The organism is Rhizorhabdus sp. P4_G5 (genome assembly GCF_056401065.1).
In genome coordinates this window covers 209,396-223,029 of record NZ_JBFUKB010000001.1, presented here as the reverse complement: position 1 = coordinate 223,029, position 13,634 = coordinate 209,396, and the positions used below count along the sequence as shown (strand labels likewise).

The following is a 13,634-nucleotide window of genomic DNA, read 5'->3' as shown; positions in this document are numbered from 1 at the left end:
TGATCGTTCCCTGTCGATCGAGCGACGGCGGAGTTCCGGCCTTCGCCGGAATGGCGATTATTTGTCCGGTGCCAGTTTCGCCAGCAGCGTCGCCAGCTCGAACACGGTCGTCGATGGATCGAGCGACAGATGGACCGCGCTTTCGCCGACGCGGCGCGCCTCCTCCCATAGCGCGATGGCATTTGCCAGCGCCGGCCCCTCGCGGCCCCGGGCCTCGGCGGCGATGCGGGCCGGAACGCGGCCGAGATAGGCTTCGTAGCGAGCCTGCGCCGCTTTGATACCGAGTTGCTTCGCCAGCGCCGAGCGGATCGCGTTGGTGGGGTCGCCCTCCCCCACCAGCCGGTCTATCGCCGCATCGAGCGTTCCGATGTCCAGGCCGGCAAAACCCAGCGCGCGACCGGGCGATCCTTCGCCCACCGCCACCAGCGCTTCGATCTCGTCGCGAGGCTCCTCCGGAAGCAGGCGCTGGAGCGCGAGCAGCATCTGATCGCCGCTCAACGCGCCGAAGCGCAGTAGCCGACAGCGCGAGCGGATCGTCGGCAGCAGCTTGCCGGGAGCATGGCTGATCAGCAGGAAGACCGTGCCCGCGGGCGGTTCCTCGAGATTCTTGAGCAGCGCATTGGCGCCGTTGCGCTCCAGGTCGTCGATCGCATCGATGATCACCACCCGGCGCGGCGCCAGGCTGGGCGTTGTCGCGAACAGGCCCTGGAGCGACCGCACCTGCTCGATGTTGATCGACCGCGCCAGATCGTCGGATTTGTCCTTGGTCAACCGGGCGAGGATGCGCAGGTCGGGATGGCTGCCGGCGCGGATATAGCGTGCGACGGGATGATCGTCGGGCGTTTCGAAGCCGGGCAGATGCACGCGCGGCCCGGCGGCATCGGCGAGAAGCCGGGTGGCCGCCTGAAGCGCGAAGCTTGCCTTGCCGACACCCTCCGGGCCGGTCAGCAGCCAGGCATGATGGAGCCGCCCGGAGTCGGCTGCGTCGCGGAAGGCGGCGATCTGGCTGTCATGGCCGACGAGCTTCACGGCAGCAGGTCCGATAGCTCGGCCATCAGCCGGGCTGTCACCTCTTCGGGCTTGCCTTCCGCCGATATCAGCCTGATCCGCTCCGGCGCGGCCTGCGCCAACTCGCGAAATGCCGCCGCCACGCGGTCGTGGAAGCCGCCATCCCGCTTCTCGAAACGATCGCTCAGTCCGATGCCGGCGGCCGCCTGGCGGAAGCTGGCGTCGTAAACGGGCATATCCAGCAATAGCGTCCGATCCGGCAGGAAGTCCTTGCTGCCAATCTGGTGCAGCGTCTGGATCGCGTCGGCGCCCAGCCCGTCGGCGCCCCCCTGATAGGCCAGCGAGCTATCGAGAAATCGGTCGCAGATCACCCATTTTCCGACCTCTATGGCTGGCAGGATTGTCTTCTCGAGGTGATCGGCACGCGCCGCCGCGAACAGCAGCGCCTCCGCCCGCGCGCTCCAGCGGTCGCCGGCGCCTTCGAGCAGCAGTGCCCGGATCGCCTCGGCGCCGGGACTGCCGCCCGGCTCGCGGGTTTCGACCACGTCCAGGCCGCAGTCTCGCAGGGCCGCGGCGAGCGCGCGCGCCTGCGTGGACTTGCCGACCCCTTCTCCGCCCTCCAGCGTTATGAACTTGCCGGTCACGGCCTCAGGCGAGGCCGAACAGCCAGCGCAGCCCGGCCATGATCCGGTCGAAGAAGCCGGCCGTGCCGACATCCTTGTCGGCGACCAGCGGAAGCTTCTGCGGCACCATGTCCGGCCCGGTGACGACGAGGTCGGCGATATGATCGCCCGCGTTGAACGGCGCCTTGATCGGCCCCTGATAGACCACCTTGGTCTTCAGGTCCGATCCCAGGCCTGCCGGAATGGTAACGGTCAGGTTTTTCGGCGCGACCAGGCCGACCTCGCGCTCGTCGCCGAGCTGAACCTCGGCGGTCTGGACCTTGCGGCCCTTGGCGACGAGCGGCTTGGCCTGCCAGGCCCGGAAGCCCCAGTTCATGAAGGTGACCGACTGGTCGATCCGCTCGTTGAACGAGTGCAGCCCGGACAGCACCATCACCAGCCGGCGGCCATTCTGCTCGGCCGAGCCGGTAAAACCATAGCCGGCCTCCTCGGTGTGGCCGGTCTTGAGCCCGTCGGCGCCGGCGACACGGCCAAGCAATGGATCGCGGTTCGCTTGGGTGATCGCGGTGCCGCTGCCCATCGTCTTGCCCCAGGTGAAGTTCGGGCGGCTGTAGAAGGTCTTGTAGAGCTTCGGATGCTCCTCGATGGTCTTTTCGGCCAAGGTGGCGAGATCGCGTGCGGTGACATAGGTGACGCCCGCGTCGGGCCAGCCGTTCGAGTTGCCGAAATGGCTGTTGGTCAGGCCCATTTCCTGCGCGCGCCGGTTCATCAGCGCGGCGAAAGCCTGTTCGGTGCCCGAGATATGCTCGGCAAGCACGACGCAGGCGTCGTTGCCGGAGAGCGTCACGATCCCGAACAGCAGGTTGGCGATGCTGACCTGCTCGCCCGGGGACAGGAACATGGTCGAGCCGGCGGCAGGGCCGTGCCACTGCTTCCAGGTCTCGGGCCTAACCGTGGCCATCGCATCGAGCTTCAACTCGCCCTTCTCGATCAGGTCGAAGGCGACATAGACGGTCATCATCTTGGCCATCGATGCCGGCGGCATGCGCTGATCCGGGTTCTTGGCATAGAGAATCGCGCCCGACGACAGGTCCTTCATGAAGGCGACCGGTGCCGGCGTGTCGAAGACCGGAGCGGCGGCTTGGGCAGGCAGGCCGGCGAGCAGGAAAAGCGCGGGCATCAAGGCGATCGGGCGGCGCATCATTGTGGAATCGTTCCCTCTGGAATCTTGCTGTTGCTGGAGATCAGGACCAGCCTGGCATCCTGATAGCCGTCCGACCGGACCTGCGCCAGCGCGCTTGTCGCCTCGTCTTCGCTCTTATAGGGGCCCGTCCGCACCCGCCACAATGCGCCCACCGGCTCGATGCGGCCAGCGACCATTTCAGCGATCTCTTCGGCCCGGCTACGCAGGCCGACGGCCGTCACCTGGACGAACCAGCCGCCGACCGGCACGGCCGCATCGGGTATGGCGGCGGCGACCCGCGGCGGCGCAACCGGATCGGGCGCACGGGCCGCGAAGCGCTGGTTGAGGAGGGCAAGTTCACCGCCGTTGGCATTGGGCCTTGCCGAGGCGGGACGCCCCCAGCGCAGCGCCAGTCGGTCCGAATCGCCCGGGAAGACGCGACGGACGCGGACGCGCGATACGCCGGTGCGCTCGATGCCCAGCAACTGGGCCGAGCGGCGCGAGAGATCGATGATGCGATTGGTGACGAACGGGCCGCGATCGTTGATGCGGACGACAATAGTGCGGCCGGTGTCGAGCGCTGTCACCTCGACATAGCAGGGCAAGGGCAAGGTCTTGTGCGCCGCACCGACGCGATCCATGTCGAAAACTTCGCCATTGGCGGTCTGCCCGCCATGGAATTGCGCCCCATACCAGGAGGCCAGCCCGACTTCGTCATAGCCGACGGCATCGGCAGGATAATACCATATGCCGCCGACCTCATAGGGTTTGCCCAGCTTGACTGGGGTGTCGGAGGCAGGGCCGCTTGGCTTGGGTTGCGGGACGACACGGCCCGGCTTGTGGCGCGGCCGGCCGGAGGGATGCTCGGGCGGGGACAGTCCGCAACTCGCCAGCAGCAGGGTCAGCGCCAGCGCGGCGAGTCTACTGGACGATCGCATCGCCAAGCAGGCCCACCGACAGCGCGTAGAAATTCGAGCAGTTATAATCGAGGATCGAGCGGTAGTTGGTCGTGAGCAGATAGCCGGTTCGCCCGTTGCCGTCCGGCTCGATCAGGGTCGCCAGCTCATCCTCCGCCGGCACCCGGCCGCTGAGCATCGTCAGCCCCTTGTCGCGCCATTCCGAGATGGTGAGCCAGCGGCTTTGGCGTGCGAACACGCGCGGGCAGCGCGGCGACGATAGCGGCGAGCGGATCGCGGCCCGGTCGATCCCATCCGGTACGCGCACGGCCACGCCCCAGGGCACGCCGGGCTTCCACCCCGCATCCTTCAGATAATTGCCGATCGACGCCAGCGCATCCGGTTCGCTGCGCCAGATATCCACCTTGCCGTCGCGATCGCCATCGGTGCCGAGCCGCAGATAGACGCTCGGCAGGAACTGCGGATAGCCGGTCGCGCCCGCCCAGCTCCCTTTCAGTTGCGCGCGCGGCACCCCCTGCTGGAGCAGCAGCAAGGCATTGAGGAACTCGTCGGCAAACAGTTCGCGGCGGCGGCCTTCGAAAGCGAGCGTGGCGAGCGAGCTCAGCAGGTCGAAATTGCCGGTGAAGGTGCCATAGCCGGTCTCATGACCATAGATTGCGAGCATGATCTGCTCGGGGACGCCGCTTTTCTGTTCGATCGACAGCAGCAGCGGGCGCAGCGATCCATAGCGCGAACGGCCCATGCCGATCCGCACCGCATCGACATGGCTGGCGAGGTATGGCGCGAAATCCGGCGGATTGACGACCGTGGCAGGCGTCGCCCCGGGCTGCGCGCGATCGAGCCGAACCACCCGCGCGCTGAAGCTCAGCGTCGGCAGGGTCGAATCGAACAGCGCCGGGCTGATCCCCATCGCCAGCGCACGCGGGCGCAGGCCCGCGACGTAGGTGCGCATCAGGCTATCCTGCGAAGGCGTGACGGGAGCGGGCGTGTCGACGACCTGCGCAGCGTCGTCGGGCGCCTGCCCCTCCCCCGCGATCGTCTGCGCGATCGAAGGCGCTTCCATGGCGGCGAGCGCCATCATTGTCATGGCCGCGGCCGCGATACGCAACAGGCTTGGCATTACATCCCCTTTGTTCGCAATCTGCTTGCCACAGCTTGGACCGGCGGTGAAATGCTTTGATCGCGCCGCTTGCACGAAAGGCCGCACCGACGATATGGAGCCCTTCCGCTCGGACGTTCGATGCGGAGAGGTGGCCGAGTGGTTTAAGGCAGCGGTCTTGAAAACCGCCGATGGTGCAAGCTATCCGTGGGTTCGAATCCCACCCTCTCCGCCATTGTGCGATTTGCGCAGCAGCAATTCGATATAGGGTGCGATCAAGCCCGGAGGGCAGTTTGCCAGCTTGCCGAGCGATGCGTATATCCTGCCTGCGATAGAATCACCGCCGTGGATCGCATGCCGTGCCGCCAGCCAGTTTGCGCCTCCATCCATGCTGAAACGCCCGCGCAGTGCGCGCATCAGCCGCCATGGAGACAGGCCGCGCTGCAAGACGCGGCCGGTGAGGCGATCTGCCGCGCGCGGCAGGTAGTTGACCAGCCATCGTCCCGAATGGCGCTCCCGCAGCGCGATGCGGCTTGCCGTGCCGCAGATGAAGAGGTGGCCGCCCGGCCGCAATGTCCGGTGCAGTTCGGCGAGCACGGCATCCAGCCGTACCGGATCGACATATTCGAGAACGCTGTTGGCGATGATGAGGTCGAAGCTCGCGTCCACCAGCGGAAGGCCCTGCCCCGCTGCAACATGGCGAACGGTTCCGGCCAGGCCGTGCCGCTGCAGATTGGTCTCGGCGACCGCTATGAGCGCCGGATCGATATCGACGGCTGTCACCCGCGCGCCGAGGGCGGCCAGCACCACGGCGGAGCCCCCGACGTTGCAGCCGAACTCAAGCACGTCGCGGTTCGCCGCCTCGATCCGGTAAGCCCGGAGCGCAGGGCGGAGATGGTCCCATTCATAATCGGCATAGCCGCCTACCCAGCGGTCGGCAGGGTCGAGGCCGGCGGCGCAGGCTGCCTGTTCGAAACGCCGCTGGGCCGCACCTTCGGGATCGAAGGTGGGACGCGGCGGAACGGTCATGCGGCGAACAGGATCGGGAAGCGCTTCTCGAGCAGTGCGGCCACGCCCATGGCGACGAGGATCGCCGCGCTGTCGGCGACCCAGTCCCACACGCTTGCATCGCGGCCGATGAACGGTATCGCCTGGCTGATCTCGATGAACGCGCCGAACAGCGACAGCCCCGTCACCAGCAGCCAGCCGGGGCGCGCCCGATAGGCGATCCGTCCGAGCAGGGTCAGCACCAGGAAGGCGGCGATATGATCGGTCTTGTCGCTGCCGCCCAGCGATGGCGCTTCATCGCGTGGCGCTATGGCGAACAGATAGACGATCAGCAGCACCGTCCAGAACATCGGCAACCGATAGCGGCGGTAAAGCGTCAGAACCATGAAAGCCCCAAAATGAAAATGGCCGGGCGATGCCCAGCCATGTCCATTGGTCCGAAGGAGGACGCCAGGCTCATTTCTTGCCGAGCGTCAGTCCACCGAAGCGCTTGTTGAAGCGAGCCACCTGGCCGCCGGTGTCGAGCAGGCCGGACTTGCCACCAGTCCAGGCCGGATGCACCGAAGGATCGATGTCGAGCTGGAGGGTGTCGCCTTCCTTGCCGTAGGTCGAGCGGCTGTCATAGACGGTGCCGTCAACGAGTTGCACCTTGATCCGATGATAATCGGGATGAATGTCTTTCTTCATGTCTTCTGGCTCCGAGAGAAAGGCTGGTTTCCGACCAGCCGGAGAAGCGAAGCGCGGCCTCTACAGGCTGAGGCGCTATATGGCAAGGGTCCGGCTGCGCGCCTTATTCCTTTGGTGGATCGGCGATCATGGCGGTGAAGTTCGCCTGGGCAGCAAGCTTGTCGCCGACATAGGCCTTGCCCTCGAACTTGCAGACGCTGGCACGTTTCTGGACAAAAGCGACCTCGAGGCGGAGCAGCACGCCCGGCTCAACCGGTGCGCGGAACTTCGCCTCGTCGATCGCCATGAAATAGACCAGCTTGCCCGACCCGGCGAGCCCGAACGTCTCCACCGCCAGCACGCCGGCAGCCTGTGCCAGCGCCTCGACGATCAGCACGCCCGGCATGATTGGGCGGCCCGGAAAATGCCCCTGGAAGAAGCTCTCGTTGATCGTGACCGCTTTCACCGCGGAAATCCGCTCGTCGACCACCAGTTCCTCGACGCGATCGACGAGGAGCATGGGGTAGCGATGCGGCAAAGCCGCCATGACCCGCCGGATATCCAGCGGGCCAAGCGTGGCGCTTACGGATTCGCTCATAGACTGGCGATCAGCGTCCCGTGGCGGCGGCGGCGGGCTGCTCGGCCTGGCCCGGCTGCCAGTTGGCCGGCGGCGTGATCGACGCGCTGGGGACGAGCGCGTTGAGCTGGGTCACGACATCAAGCGTCATGTCCGATCCGCCCTGCACCGCAACCACGGCGTCGGGAGAGAGCACGATACCGACGCGCTTGGCCGCCATCGCCGCCTTCAGCGCCTGCTCGACCTTGCTGCCGATCTGCTCCTTCACATAGGCTTCCGGGCGCGCGAAGGGCATCGTCATGCGCTGCAGCTCATTCTGCGCAGCCTGCCCGCGCGCCTGGAAGGCATTGATCTTGGCTTCCAGCGTCGCCTTGGGCGTCGCTGGGTTGCGCTGCAGTGTCTCGATCTCGGTCCGCAGCGGCGTCAGCTCGCTCTGGATCGCAGTCTGGCGGGTCTGGAAAGCGGTGATCTGTGCCTTGTAGGTGGTCTGGATCTGGCCGACGGCTGCCTTATAGGCTGCCGAATTGGCAACGGCTGCGTCCAGATTGACCACCGCAACGCCGGTATTCACCGTGGCAGCGGCGGGCGCAGCAGCAGCCTGAGCGTGCGCCGCCATCGGCATGAACGCAACGCCAGCCGCAAGCGCGGTCATCTTCAGAAGCGATTTCATCAGAACTGTGTCCCTACGTTGAAAGTGAAGAGTTTGGTGTTGTCGCCCTTTTCCTTCAGCAGGACCTTGGCGATATCTAGGCGGAACGGTCCGAACGGCGAGTTCCAGTTCACTCCGAAGCCCACCGACAGGCGCGGCTTGGGGGAGTCGCCGAGGAAATCCTCCCTGAAGGGCTGGATCGGGCTGGACGCCGGCGTATTCGCCAAGTTCCCGACGCACGGCCCGTTTGCGGTGTTCGAATAGCCGGTTTGGCACAAGGTCTGCGCCCCTGCATTTGGCGCGCCTACCGGAACCTGATAGATTTGCCGGCCCTTGCTGTCCACGATGTTCCGCAGGGAGGGCTCATAGGTACCGTCGGCATTCTGCTGGAAAGGATAGCCGGGGAGTCCTGGCGCCGTGAGCGGTGGACGGCTCACGCCGAATACCGCACCGACATCCATGAAGATCGAAGGCCTCAGCCCGAGTTCCCGGGCGCCGTTGCCCAGCGGCAACTCAAGCTCCAGTCGACCCTTGTAATAGGTGTCGCCGCCGAGCGCGTCGTCGACCGAATGATCCTTGTCGCTCAGGAAGGACTTGGTGGCCGTGTCGTATAGCGAACGCCTCACGCGTGGACCGACGCCGCGGATTCCGAACCCGCGCATTTCCGGCTCGCCAAGATAGAAACGATCGGTCAGGCGAACGTTCTGCCCGAGGCCCTTGATATAGCCACCCTCGATGCCGGCTGAGAAAACGAAGCCGCCGCCGAAACCCCAATATTTCGTCGCCTCGACAGACGTCTTGATATAGCGGACCTCGCCGCCCAGACCGGCGAAATCCTGGCTCAGCACGGCACGCTGGCCTCGAGTTGGGCGTAGGCGGTTGTTCAGGTTGTCGAACACCAGCGAATAACCGACCGACGAGGTCAGCCGCTTGCCGATCGCCTCGCACAGATAGCGGCCGGCAACGAGCGGATCGCAGGCGCCGTTCGTGTAGAAGGTGAACTTGTTCAGCGAAACATCGTCATAGCTGAGGCCGTAGCGCATCGCCATGGTGATGAACTCGGTCAGCGGCACGCCCGCACGCAGCTGGAAACCGGTGGTCGCCTGCTTGTAGGTGGTGTCGCGATCGCCGCTATTGAAATTGAACGAATTATAGTCGCGCCGGAACAGGTCGACGCCGACGGCGATATTCTTGTCGAACACATAAGGCTCGGTGAAGCCGAGCTCGACCGACTTCGAATAGGTCGAGTAGCTGACGCCGGCGCGGATCTCCTGGCCCTTGCCCATGAAGTTGCGTTCGCGGATCGACAGGTCGACGATGAATTTCTCGAGGCTGGAATAGCCCGCCGAAACCTGAAGTTCGCCGGTCGACTTTTCTTCGACATTGGCTTCCAGCACGACGCGATCGGGCGCCGAACCCGGCTTCTGCTCGACTTCGAACTTGTCCTGGAAGAAGCCCAGCGACTGGATGCGATCGCGCGACCGCTTGACCTTGAAGCTGTTGAACGCGTCGCCCTCGGCGAGGCGGAACTCGCGGCGGACGACCTTGTCCTTGGTGTGCGTATTGCCGTTGATGTCGATCCGTTCGACATAGACGCGCGGCGCCTGGTTGATCTTGAAGACGACGCCCATCGTCTTGCTGTCCTTGTCACGATTGAAATCGGGACGGACATCGGGGGTGAAGCCGAACAGACCGGTCACTTCGGTGATCGAGTCCACCGTATCCTCGACCTGCTTGGCGTTGTACCAGTCGCCCTTCTTCATCGGCAGCAGATATTTGAACTTGTCCGCCTTGATGTCGCGGATCTCGCTCTCGAGATCGACGTCGCCGAATTTGTAGCGATCGCCTTCCTCGACGACATAGGTGATGATGAAGTCCTTGCGGTCCGGCGTCAGCTCGGCGACCGCCGAAACCACGCGGAAATCGGCATAGCCATTGGTCAGGTAGAACTGCCGCAGCTTCTGCTGGTCATAGGACATCCGGTCGGGATCGTAGCTGGTGCCCGACGAGAAGATCTTGGTGATGCCGGTCTGCTTGGTCACCATCTCGCCGCGAAGGCGGCCATCGGAGAATTTCTCGTTGCCGATGATGTTGATCTTGCGGACCTTGGACTTGTCGCCCTCGTGGATCTCGAAAATGATGTCGACGCGGTTCTGGTCGAGCAGCACCATCTTCGGCTCGATCGTCGCGGCGAAGCGGCCTTGGCGGCGGTAGAGCTCGATGATCCGGTTGACGTCGGCGCGCACCTTCGAGCGGGTGAAGATCTGCCGCGGCGCCAGCTTGATCTCGGGATTGATCTTCTCGGCCTTGAGCCGCTTGTTGCCCTCCAGCACGATCCGGTTGATCACCGGGTTCTCGCGCACCTGCAGGATGATATTGCCGGCACCGTCATCGCGGATCTGAACATCCGCGAACAATTCGGTCTCGTAGAGATCCTTCAGCGCCTGATCGAGCGATTCGCGGGTATAAGGCTCACCAGGCGTCAGCTTGACGTAGGATCGTACCGTATCCGGCTCGAGGCGCTCCGAGCCGGCGACATTGACGGTCTTGATGATGCCCGATCCGGCAGGCGCCGCTGTGACGGCAGGTGGCTGAGCGGCGGGAAGTGACGGCGCAGATGCAGCGGGCTCTCCCACCGTCTGAGCCAGTACCGGTTGTGCCATGCCGCCGAGCATCGTGCCGACGAGGAGCGCCGGCACGAGCCGCGCCCGATTGATGTTCGCCGTCGCCGTCACGCGTTCCCCGCTTCATAGAATCCGTCCGCTCGTCAGGGAGCGTGCGCCTGCACTGCCCCAACAAGCTCAGCCGATCAACCCGGCAAGCCTCTTGAGGGCACCCAGCGAGAGAATATCGTTAAGCGTTACGAAGATCATGAAGGACAGAAGCACCGCCAATCCCGATCGGAACGCCCATTCCATCGCCCGCTCCGGCACCGGCCGACGCGCAATCCCCTCGAAAAGGTAGAAGACCAGATGTCCTCCATCGAGCATGGGGATTGGCAACAGGTTGATGAATCCCAGATTAATCGATATGAGCGCCATCAGCATGACGAAGTTGAGCAGGCCGAGCGACGCCTGCTGGCCCGAAACCTGCGCGATCTTGATCGGACCGCCCAGTTCCTTGACCGAACGCCGCCCGGTCACGATCTGGCCGAGCGTGTCGACCATGGTCCGGACGATGCCGAAAGTCTGGCGGGTCGCCTCGACAGGAAGTTGCATCAACGGGACGGGCTCGATCACCTGCTGCCCCGACATCACGCCGATCGAGCCCTTGCGGAACTCGTTCCCGAACCGGTCCCGCTCGATGGTAGCCGCGGTGGTGACATAGACCGTCCGCCGCTCGTGATCGCGCGCGATCCGCAGCCGCAAGCGTTCGTCCGGGCGGAACCGGATCATTTCGGCGAGTTCGTCGAAGGTGTGAACCGGGCGGCCAGCGATCGATACCACGCGGTCGCCGGGCTGCAATCCCGCCTTGGCAGCCGGCGAGTTCGACATGACCGCGGAGATCACGGATGGCGTCCTCGGCACGCCATAGACCGCGAAAAACGCCATGAAGATGCCGATCGCCACGAGGAAATTCGTCAGCGGGCCGGCAAAGACGATGAAGAAGCGCTGCCAGACCGACTTGGCCTGAAAAGTCTGCGCCCGCTCCTCGGGCRGTAGCGCAAGCCACTCGGCTGTCGGCTGGCTCGCCGGATTCATGTCGCCGGCAAATTTCACATAGCCGCCCATCGGCATCCAGCCGAGTTTCCAGCGGGTGCCGCGCGAATCGGTATAACCGGCGATCTCCCGGCCGAAACCGATCGAGAAGGCGTCGGCCTTCACCCCGCAGAGGCGTCCGGCGAGATAATGGCCGAGTTCGTGGACGAAGATCAGCGGGCCTATGACCAGCAGAAAAGCGAGTACAGTGAACAGGATGCCTGGGTTATCTGTCACGCTGTGATAATCTCCATCGCGGCCCGCGCGGTGGCGCGGGCACCGGCATCGATCGCAAAAACATCGTCGAGCGATACGGGCATCGGCGGATCGTAGCGCTCCAAGGCTTTGCGCACGATTAACGCAATATCGAGAAAGCCGATCCGACCTTCCAGAAATGCTGCGACCGCAACCTCGTTGGCCGCATTCAGGATTGCGGGACGCGCGCCGCCGGCGGCAAGCACCTCGCGCGCGAGGGCAAGCGCGGGGAAGCGATCGAGATCGGGAGCGCTGAAATCGAGCCGCCCGACCATGGCCAGGTCGAGCGGCTTGCACGGCGTCGCCATCCGTTGCGGCCAGGCGAGGCTATGCGCGATCGGCGTGCGCATGTCGGGCGTGCCGAGCTGGGCCAGCACCGAGCCGTCGATATAGTCGACCAGGGCATGAACCACCGACTGCGGATGTATGATCGCGTCGAAGCCGTCCGCCGGTAACGGGAACAGGTGATAGGCCTCGATGAGTTCGAGCCCCTTGTTCATCAGCGTCGCGCTATCGACCGAAATCTTCGCGCCCATCGACCAGTTGGGATGTTTTACCGCCTGGGCCGGCGTCGCGGCGCGCATCGCCTCGATGCTCCAGTCGCGAAACGGGCCGCCGCTGGCAGTGAGCGTCACCTTCCGGATGCTGCCTGGTGCGGCATGGTCGAAGCATTGGAATACGGCATTATGCTCAGAATCCACCGGAAGCAGCGTTGCGCCATGAACCTGCGCGGCTTTGGTCATCAGCGCGCCGGCAGAGACGAGCGATTCCTTATTGGCGAGCGCTACCGTCCCACCCGCGCTGAGCGCCGCCATCGCCGATCTCAGGCCGGCGATCCCGACGATCGCCGCCATCGTCCAGTCTGCGCCGAGCGACGCCGCGTCGATAATTGCCTGCTCCCCGGCCGCGMCGCGCGKCGCGGTGCCCGAAAGAGCCTCCTTCAGCGCCGGGTACAGCGACGTATCGCCGATCACGGCCAGTCCGGCATTCGTGCGCCGCGCGGCATCGGCCAGGCCAGCAACCTCACGTTGGGCCGTCAGCGCCGCTACCGCGAAGCGCTCGGGCTCACGTTCGATCAGATCGAGCGTCGAGGTGCCGATCGAGCCTGTCGCGCCGAGGATCGAGACGCTGCGAACCGTCATAACAGGCCCGCCGCGACGCCCGCAGCCACCAGCACGGCGACCGGCACCACGCCATCGAGGCGGTCGAGCACGCCGCCATGGCCGGGCAGCAGCTTGCCGCTGTCCTTGACGCCCGAGCGACGCTTGAGCCAGCTTTCGAACAGATCGCCCATCTGGGCGGCGACGGCCAGCGGAGCGCCAGCGATCCAGCAGAACAGCGGAAGATTTCCGGCCGAGGCGATGCCCGCCCCGGCGAGCAGCGCGGCGGCCATGCCGCCGACCAGCCCGGCCCAGGTCTTGTTCGGGCTCAGCGCAGGCGCAAGCTTCGGGCCGCCGATCGCCCGTCCTGCGAAATAGGCGCCGATGTCGGTCGCCCAGACGATCACCAGCGTCCACAGCGCGAGCATCAGCCCCTGCCCAGGCTGCTCGCGCAGGAAAACCAGAGCGATCGCCGGGATTACGGCATAGAGCAATCCTGCGCCGAGCCGTGCCCGGAAGGTGATGACCGCGAGCAGGATCGCGCCCAGCCCGGCAAGATCCAGCGTCTGCGCAATGATGCGATCCTCATAGGCGGCGAGCTGCGTCGCATTGGTGAAAGCCAGCGCCACGCCCATGATGGCAGCTGCGAGCGCCGCCCCAAGAACGGTCTGCCACCGGGCCGCCTTGGCCATTGCGGCCCATTCGATCATCATGAGGACCGCGAACAGCGAGGCGAGCCCCCAAAAAGCGACGCCGCCCAGCCAGAGCGCTGCCAGCGCGATGGCGATCATCACCATGCCCGACAGGACGCGGAGCTTCAGTTCGGAGGCCGCAGCCTGTGCCATGGCAGC

14 protein-coding genes and 1 tRNA gene are annotated in these 13,634 nt (G+C 65.2%); 1 reads left to right on the top strand and 14 read right to left on the bottom strand.

From position 1 onward, the window contains the following. Positions 1-57 precede the first annotated feature (57 nt). Genes AC1DQK_RS01080 through AC1DQK_RS01060 form a run of 5 tightly spaced genes read right to left on the bottom strand, consistent with a single transcriptional unit; the run spans position 58 to position 4,851 of the window. Positions 58-1,029 carry an AAA family ATPase gene (locus tag AC1DQK_RS01080; RefSeq protein WP_477866482.1) on the bottom strand — a complete coding sequence of 324 codons (972 nt, stop codon included), beginning with the start codon at positions 1,027-1,029 and terminating at the stop codon, positions 58-60. Next, entirely contained in the window at positions 1,026-1,652 is a 627-nt protein-coding gene (gene tmk, locus AC1DQK_RS01075) for a dTMP kinase (protein ID WP_477866480.1), read from the bottom strand. The genes AC1DQK_RS01080 and tmk overlap by 4 nt, the downstream gene beginning before the upstream one ends. Positions 1,653-1,656: 4 nt before the next feature. Then, complete coding sequence (locus tag AC1DQK_RS01070; protein ID WP_477866478.1) at positions 1,657-2,835, bottom strand: D-alanyl-D-alanine carboxypeptidase family protein; 1,179 nt, start codon at positions 2,833-2,835, stop codon at positions 1,657-1,659. Then, complete coding sequence (locus AC1DQK_RS01065; protein WP_477866476.1) at positions 2,832-3,752, bottom strand: septal ring lytic transglycosylase RlpA family protein; 921 nt, start codon at positions 3,750-3,752, stop codon at positions 2,832-2,834. Before AC1DQK_RS01065 ends, AC1DQK_RS01070 begins: the two co-directional genes overlap by 4 nt. Beyond that, positions 3,736-4,851, bottom strand: a complete 1,116-nt coding sequence (locus AC1DQK_RS01060; protein ID WP_477866474.1) for a lytic murein transglycosylase — start codon at positions 4,849-4,851, stop codon at positions 3,736-3,738. Before AC1DQK_RS01060 ends, AC1DQK_RS01065 begins: the two co-directional genes overlap by 17 nt. Positions 4,852-4,975: 124 nt before the next feature. Between AC1DQK_RS01060 and AC1DQK_RS01055 the strand changes: the two genes are divergently transcribed. After that, positions 4,976-5,065: transfer RNA gene (locus tag AC1DQK_RS01055), tRNA-Ser, on the top strand. On the opposite strand, the gene AC1DQK_RS01050 is transcribed toward AC1DQK_RS01055, so the two are convergent. From AC1DQK_RS01050 to AC1DQK_RS01010, 9 genes are all read right to left on the bottom strand, one after another. Beyond that, positions 5,032-5,859, bottom strand: a complete 828-nt coding sequence (locus AC1DQK_RS01050) for a class I SAM-dependent methyltransferase (protein ID WP_477866472.1) — start codon at positions 5,857-5,859, stop codon at positions 5,032-5,034. The two genes, AC1DQK_RS01055 and AC1DQK_RS01050, sit on opposite strands and share 34 nt — an antisense overlap. Next, positions 5,856-6,224, bottom strand: coding sequence for a VanZ family protein (locus tag AC1DQK_RS01045; RefSeq protein WP_477866470.1), 369 nt, complete (start codon positions 6,222-6,224; stop codon positions 5,856-5,858). Before AC1DQK_RS01045 ends, AC1DQK_RS01050 begins: the two co-directional genes overlap by 4 nt. A 70-nt stretch (positions 6,225-6,294) precedes the next feature. Continuing rightward, complete coding sequence (rpmE, locus tag AC1DQK_RS01040; RefSeq protein WP_340315886.1) at positions 6,295-6,525, bottom strand: 50S ribosomal protein L31; 231 nt, start codon at positions 6,523-6,525, stop codon at positions 6,295-6,297. 103 nt (positions 6,526-6,628) lie between these two features. Further along, on the bottom strand, positions 6,629-7,102 hold the full coding sequence (gene fabZ, locus AC1DQK_RS01035; RefSeq protein WP_477866468.1) for a 3-hydroxyacyl-ACP dehydratase FabZ: 474 nt from the start codon (positions 7,100-7,102) through the stop codon (positions 6,629-6,631). A 10-nt stretch (positions 7,103-7,112) separates the two neighbouring features. After that, the gene (locus AC1DQK_RS01030) at positions 7,113-7,751 is read right to left on the bottom strand and encodes an OmpH family outer membrane protein (protein ID WP_477866466.1); all 639 of its coding nucleotides are present in this window, start codon (positions 7,749-7,751) and stop codon (positions 7,113-7,115) included. Further along, positions 7,751-10,405, bottom strand: a complete 2,655-nt coding sequence (bamA, locus tag AC1DQK_RS01025; protein ID WP_477866969.1) for an outer membrane protein assembly factor BamA — start codon at positions 10,403-10,405, stop codon at positions 7,751-7,753. Before bamA ends, AC1DQK_RS01030 begins: the two co-directional genes overlap by 1 nt. A 126-nt stretch (positions 10,406-10,531) precedes the next feature. Continuing rightward, positions 10,532-11,665: an RIP metalloprotease RseP gene (gene rseP / locus AC1DQK_RS01020; protein ID WP_477866464.1), complete on the bottom strand. Its 1,134-nt coding sequence runs from the start codon at positions 11,663-11,665 to the stop codon at positions 10,532-10,534. Next, the gene (locus tag AC1DQK_RS01015) at positions 11,662-12,825 is read right to left on the bottom strand and encodes a 1-deoxy-D-xylulose-5-phosphate reductoisomerase (protein ID WP_477866462.1); all 1,164 of its coding nucleotides are present in this window, start codon (positions 12,823-12,825) and stop codon (positions 11,662-11,664) included. The genes rseP and AC1DQK_RS01015 overlap by 4 nt, the downstream gene beginning before the upstream one ends. Further along, a complete protein-coding gene (locus AC1DQK_RS01010) occupies positions 12,822-13,628 on the bottom strand; it encodes a phosphatidate cytidylyltransferase (protein WP_477866460.1) in 807 nt (268 codons plus the stop codon). Before AC1DQK_RS01010 ends, AC1DQK_RS01015 begins: the two co-directional genes overlap by 4 nt. Positions 13,629-13,634 lie beyond the last annotated feature (6 nt).

Bases quoted from the DNA above. Each gene is read 5' to 3' on its own strand.
- AC1DQK_RS01070 (WP_477866478.1), bottom strand. From the start codon at position 2,835: ATGATGCGCCGCCCGATCGCCTTGATGCCCGCGCTTTTCCTGCTCGCC.
- AC1DQK_RS01065 (WP_477866476.1), bottom strand. From the start codon at position 3,752: ATGCGATCGTCCAGTAGACTCGCCGCGCTGGCGCTGACCCTGCTGCTG.
- AC1DQK_RS01060 (WP_477866474.1), bottom strand. From the start codon at position 4,851: ATGCCAAGCCTGTTGCGTATCGCGGCCGCGGCCATGACAATGATGGCG.
- AC1DQK_RS01050 (WP_477866472.1), bottom strand. From the start codon at position 5,859: ATGACCGTTCCGCCGCGTCCCACCTTCGATCCCGAAGGTGCGGCCCAG.
- AC1DQK_RS01045 (WP_477866470.1), bottom strand. From the start codon at position 6,224: ATGGTTCTGACGCTTTACCGCCGCTATCGGTTGCCGATGTTCTGGACG.
- rpmE (WP_340315886.1), bottom strand. From the start codon at position 6,525: ATGAAGAAAGACATTCATCCCGATTATCATCGGATCAAGGTGCAACTC.
- fabZ (WP_477866468.1), bottom strand. From the start codon at position 7,102: ATGAGCGAATCCGTAAGCGCCACGCTTGGCCCGCTGGATATCCGGCGG.
- AC1DQK_RS01030 (WP_477866466.1), bottom strand. From the start codon at position 7,751: ATGAAATCGCTTCTGAAGATGACCGCGCTTGCGGCTGGCGTTGCGTTC.
- bamA (WP_477866969.1), bottom strand. From the start codon at position 10,405: ATGCTCGGCGGCATGGCACAACCGGTACTGGCTCAGACGGTGGGAGAG.
- AC1DQK_RS01010 (WP_477866460.1), bottom strand. From the start codon at position 13,628: ATGGCACAGGCTGCGGCCTCCGAACTGAAGCTCCGCGTCCTGTCGGGC.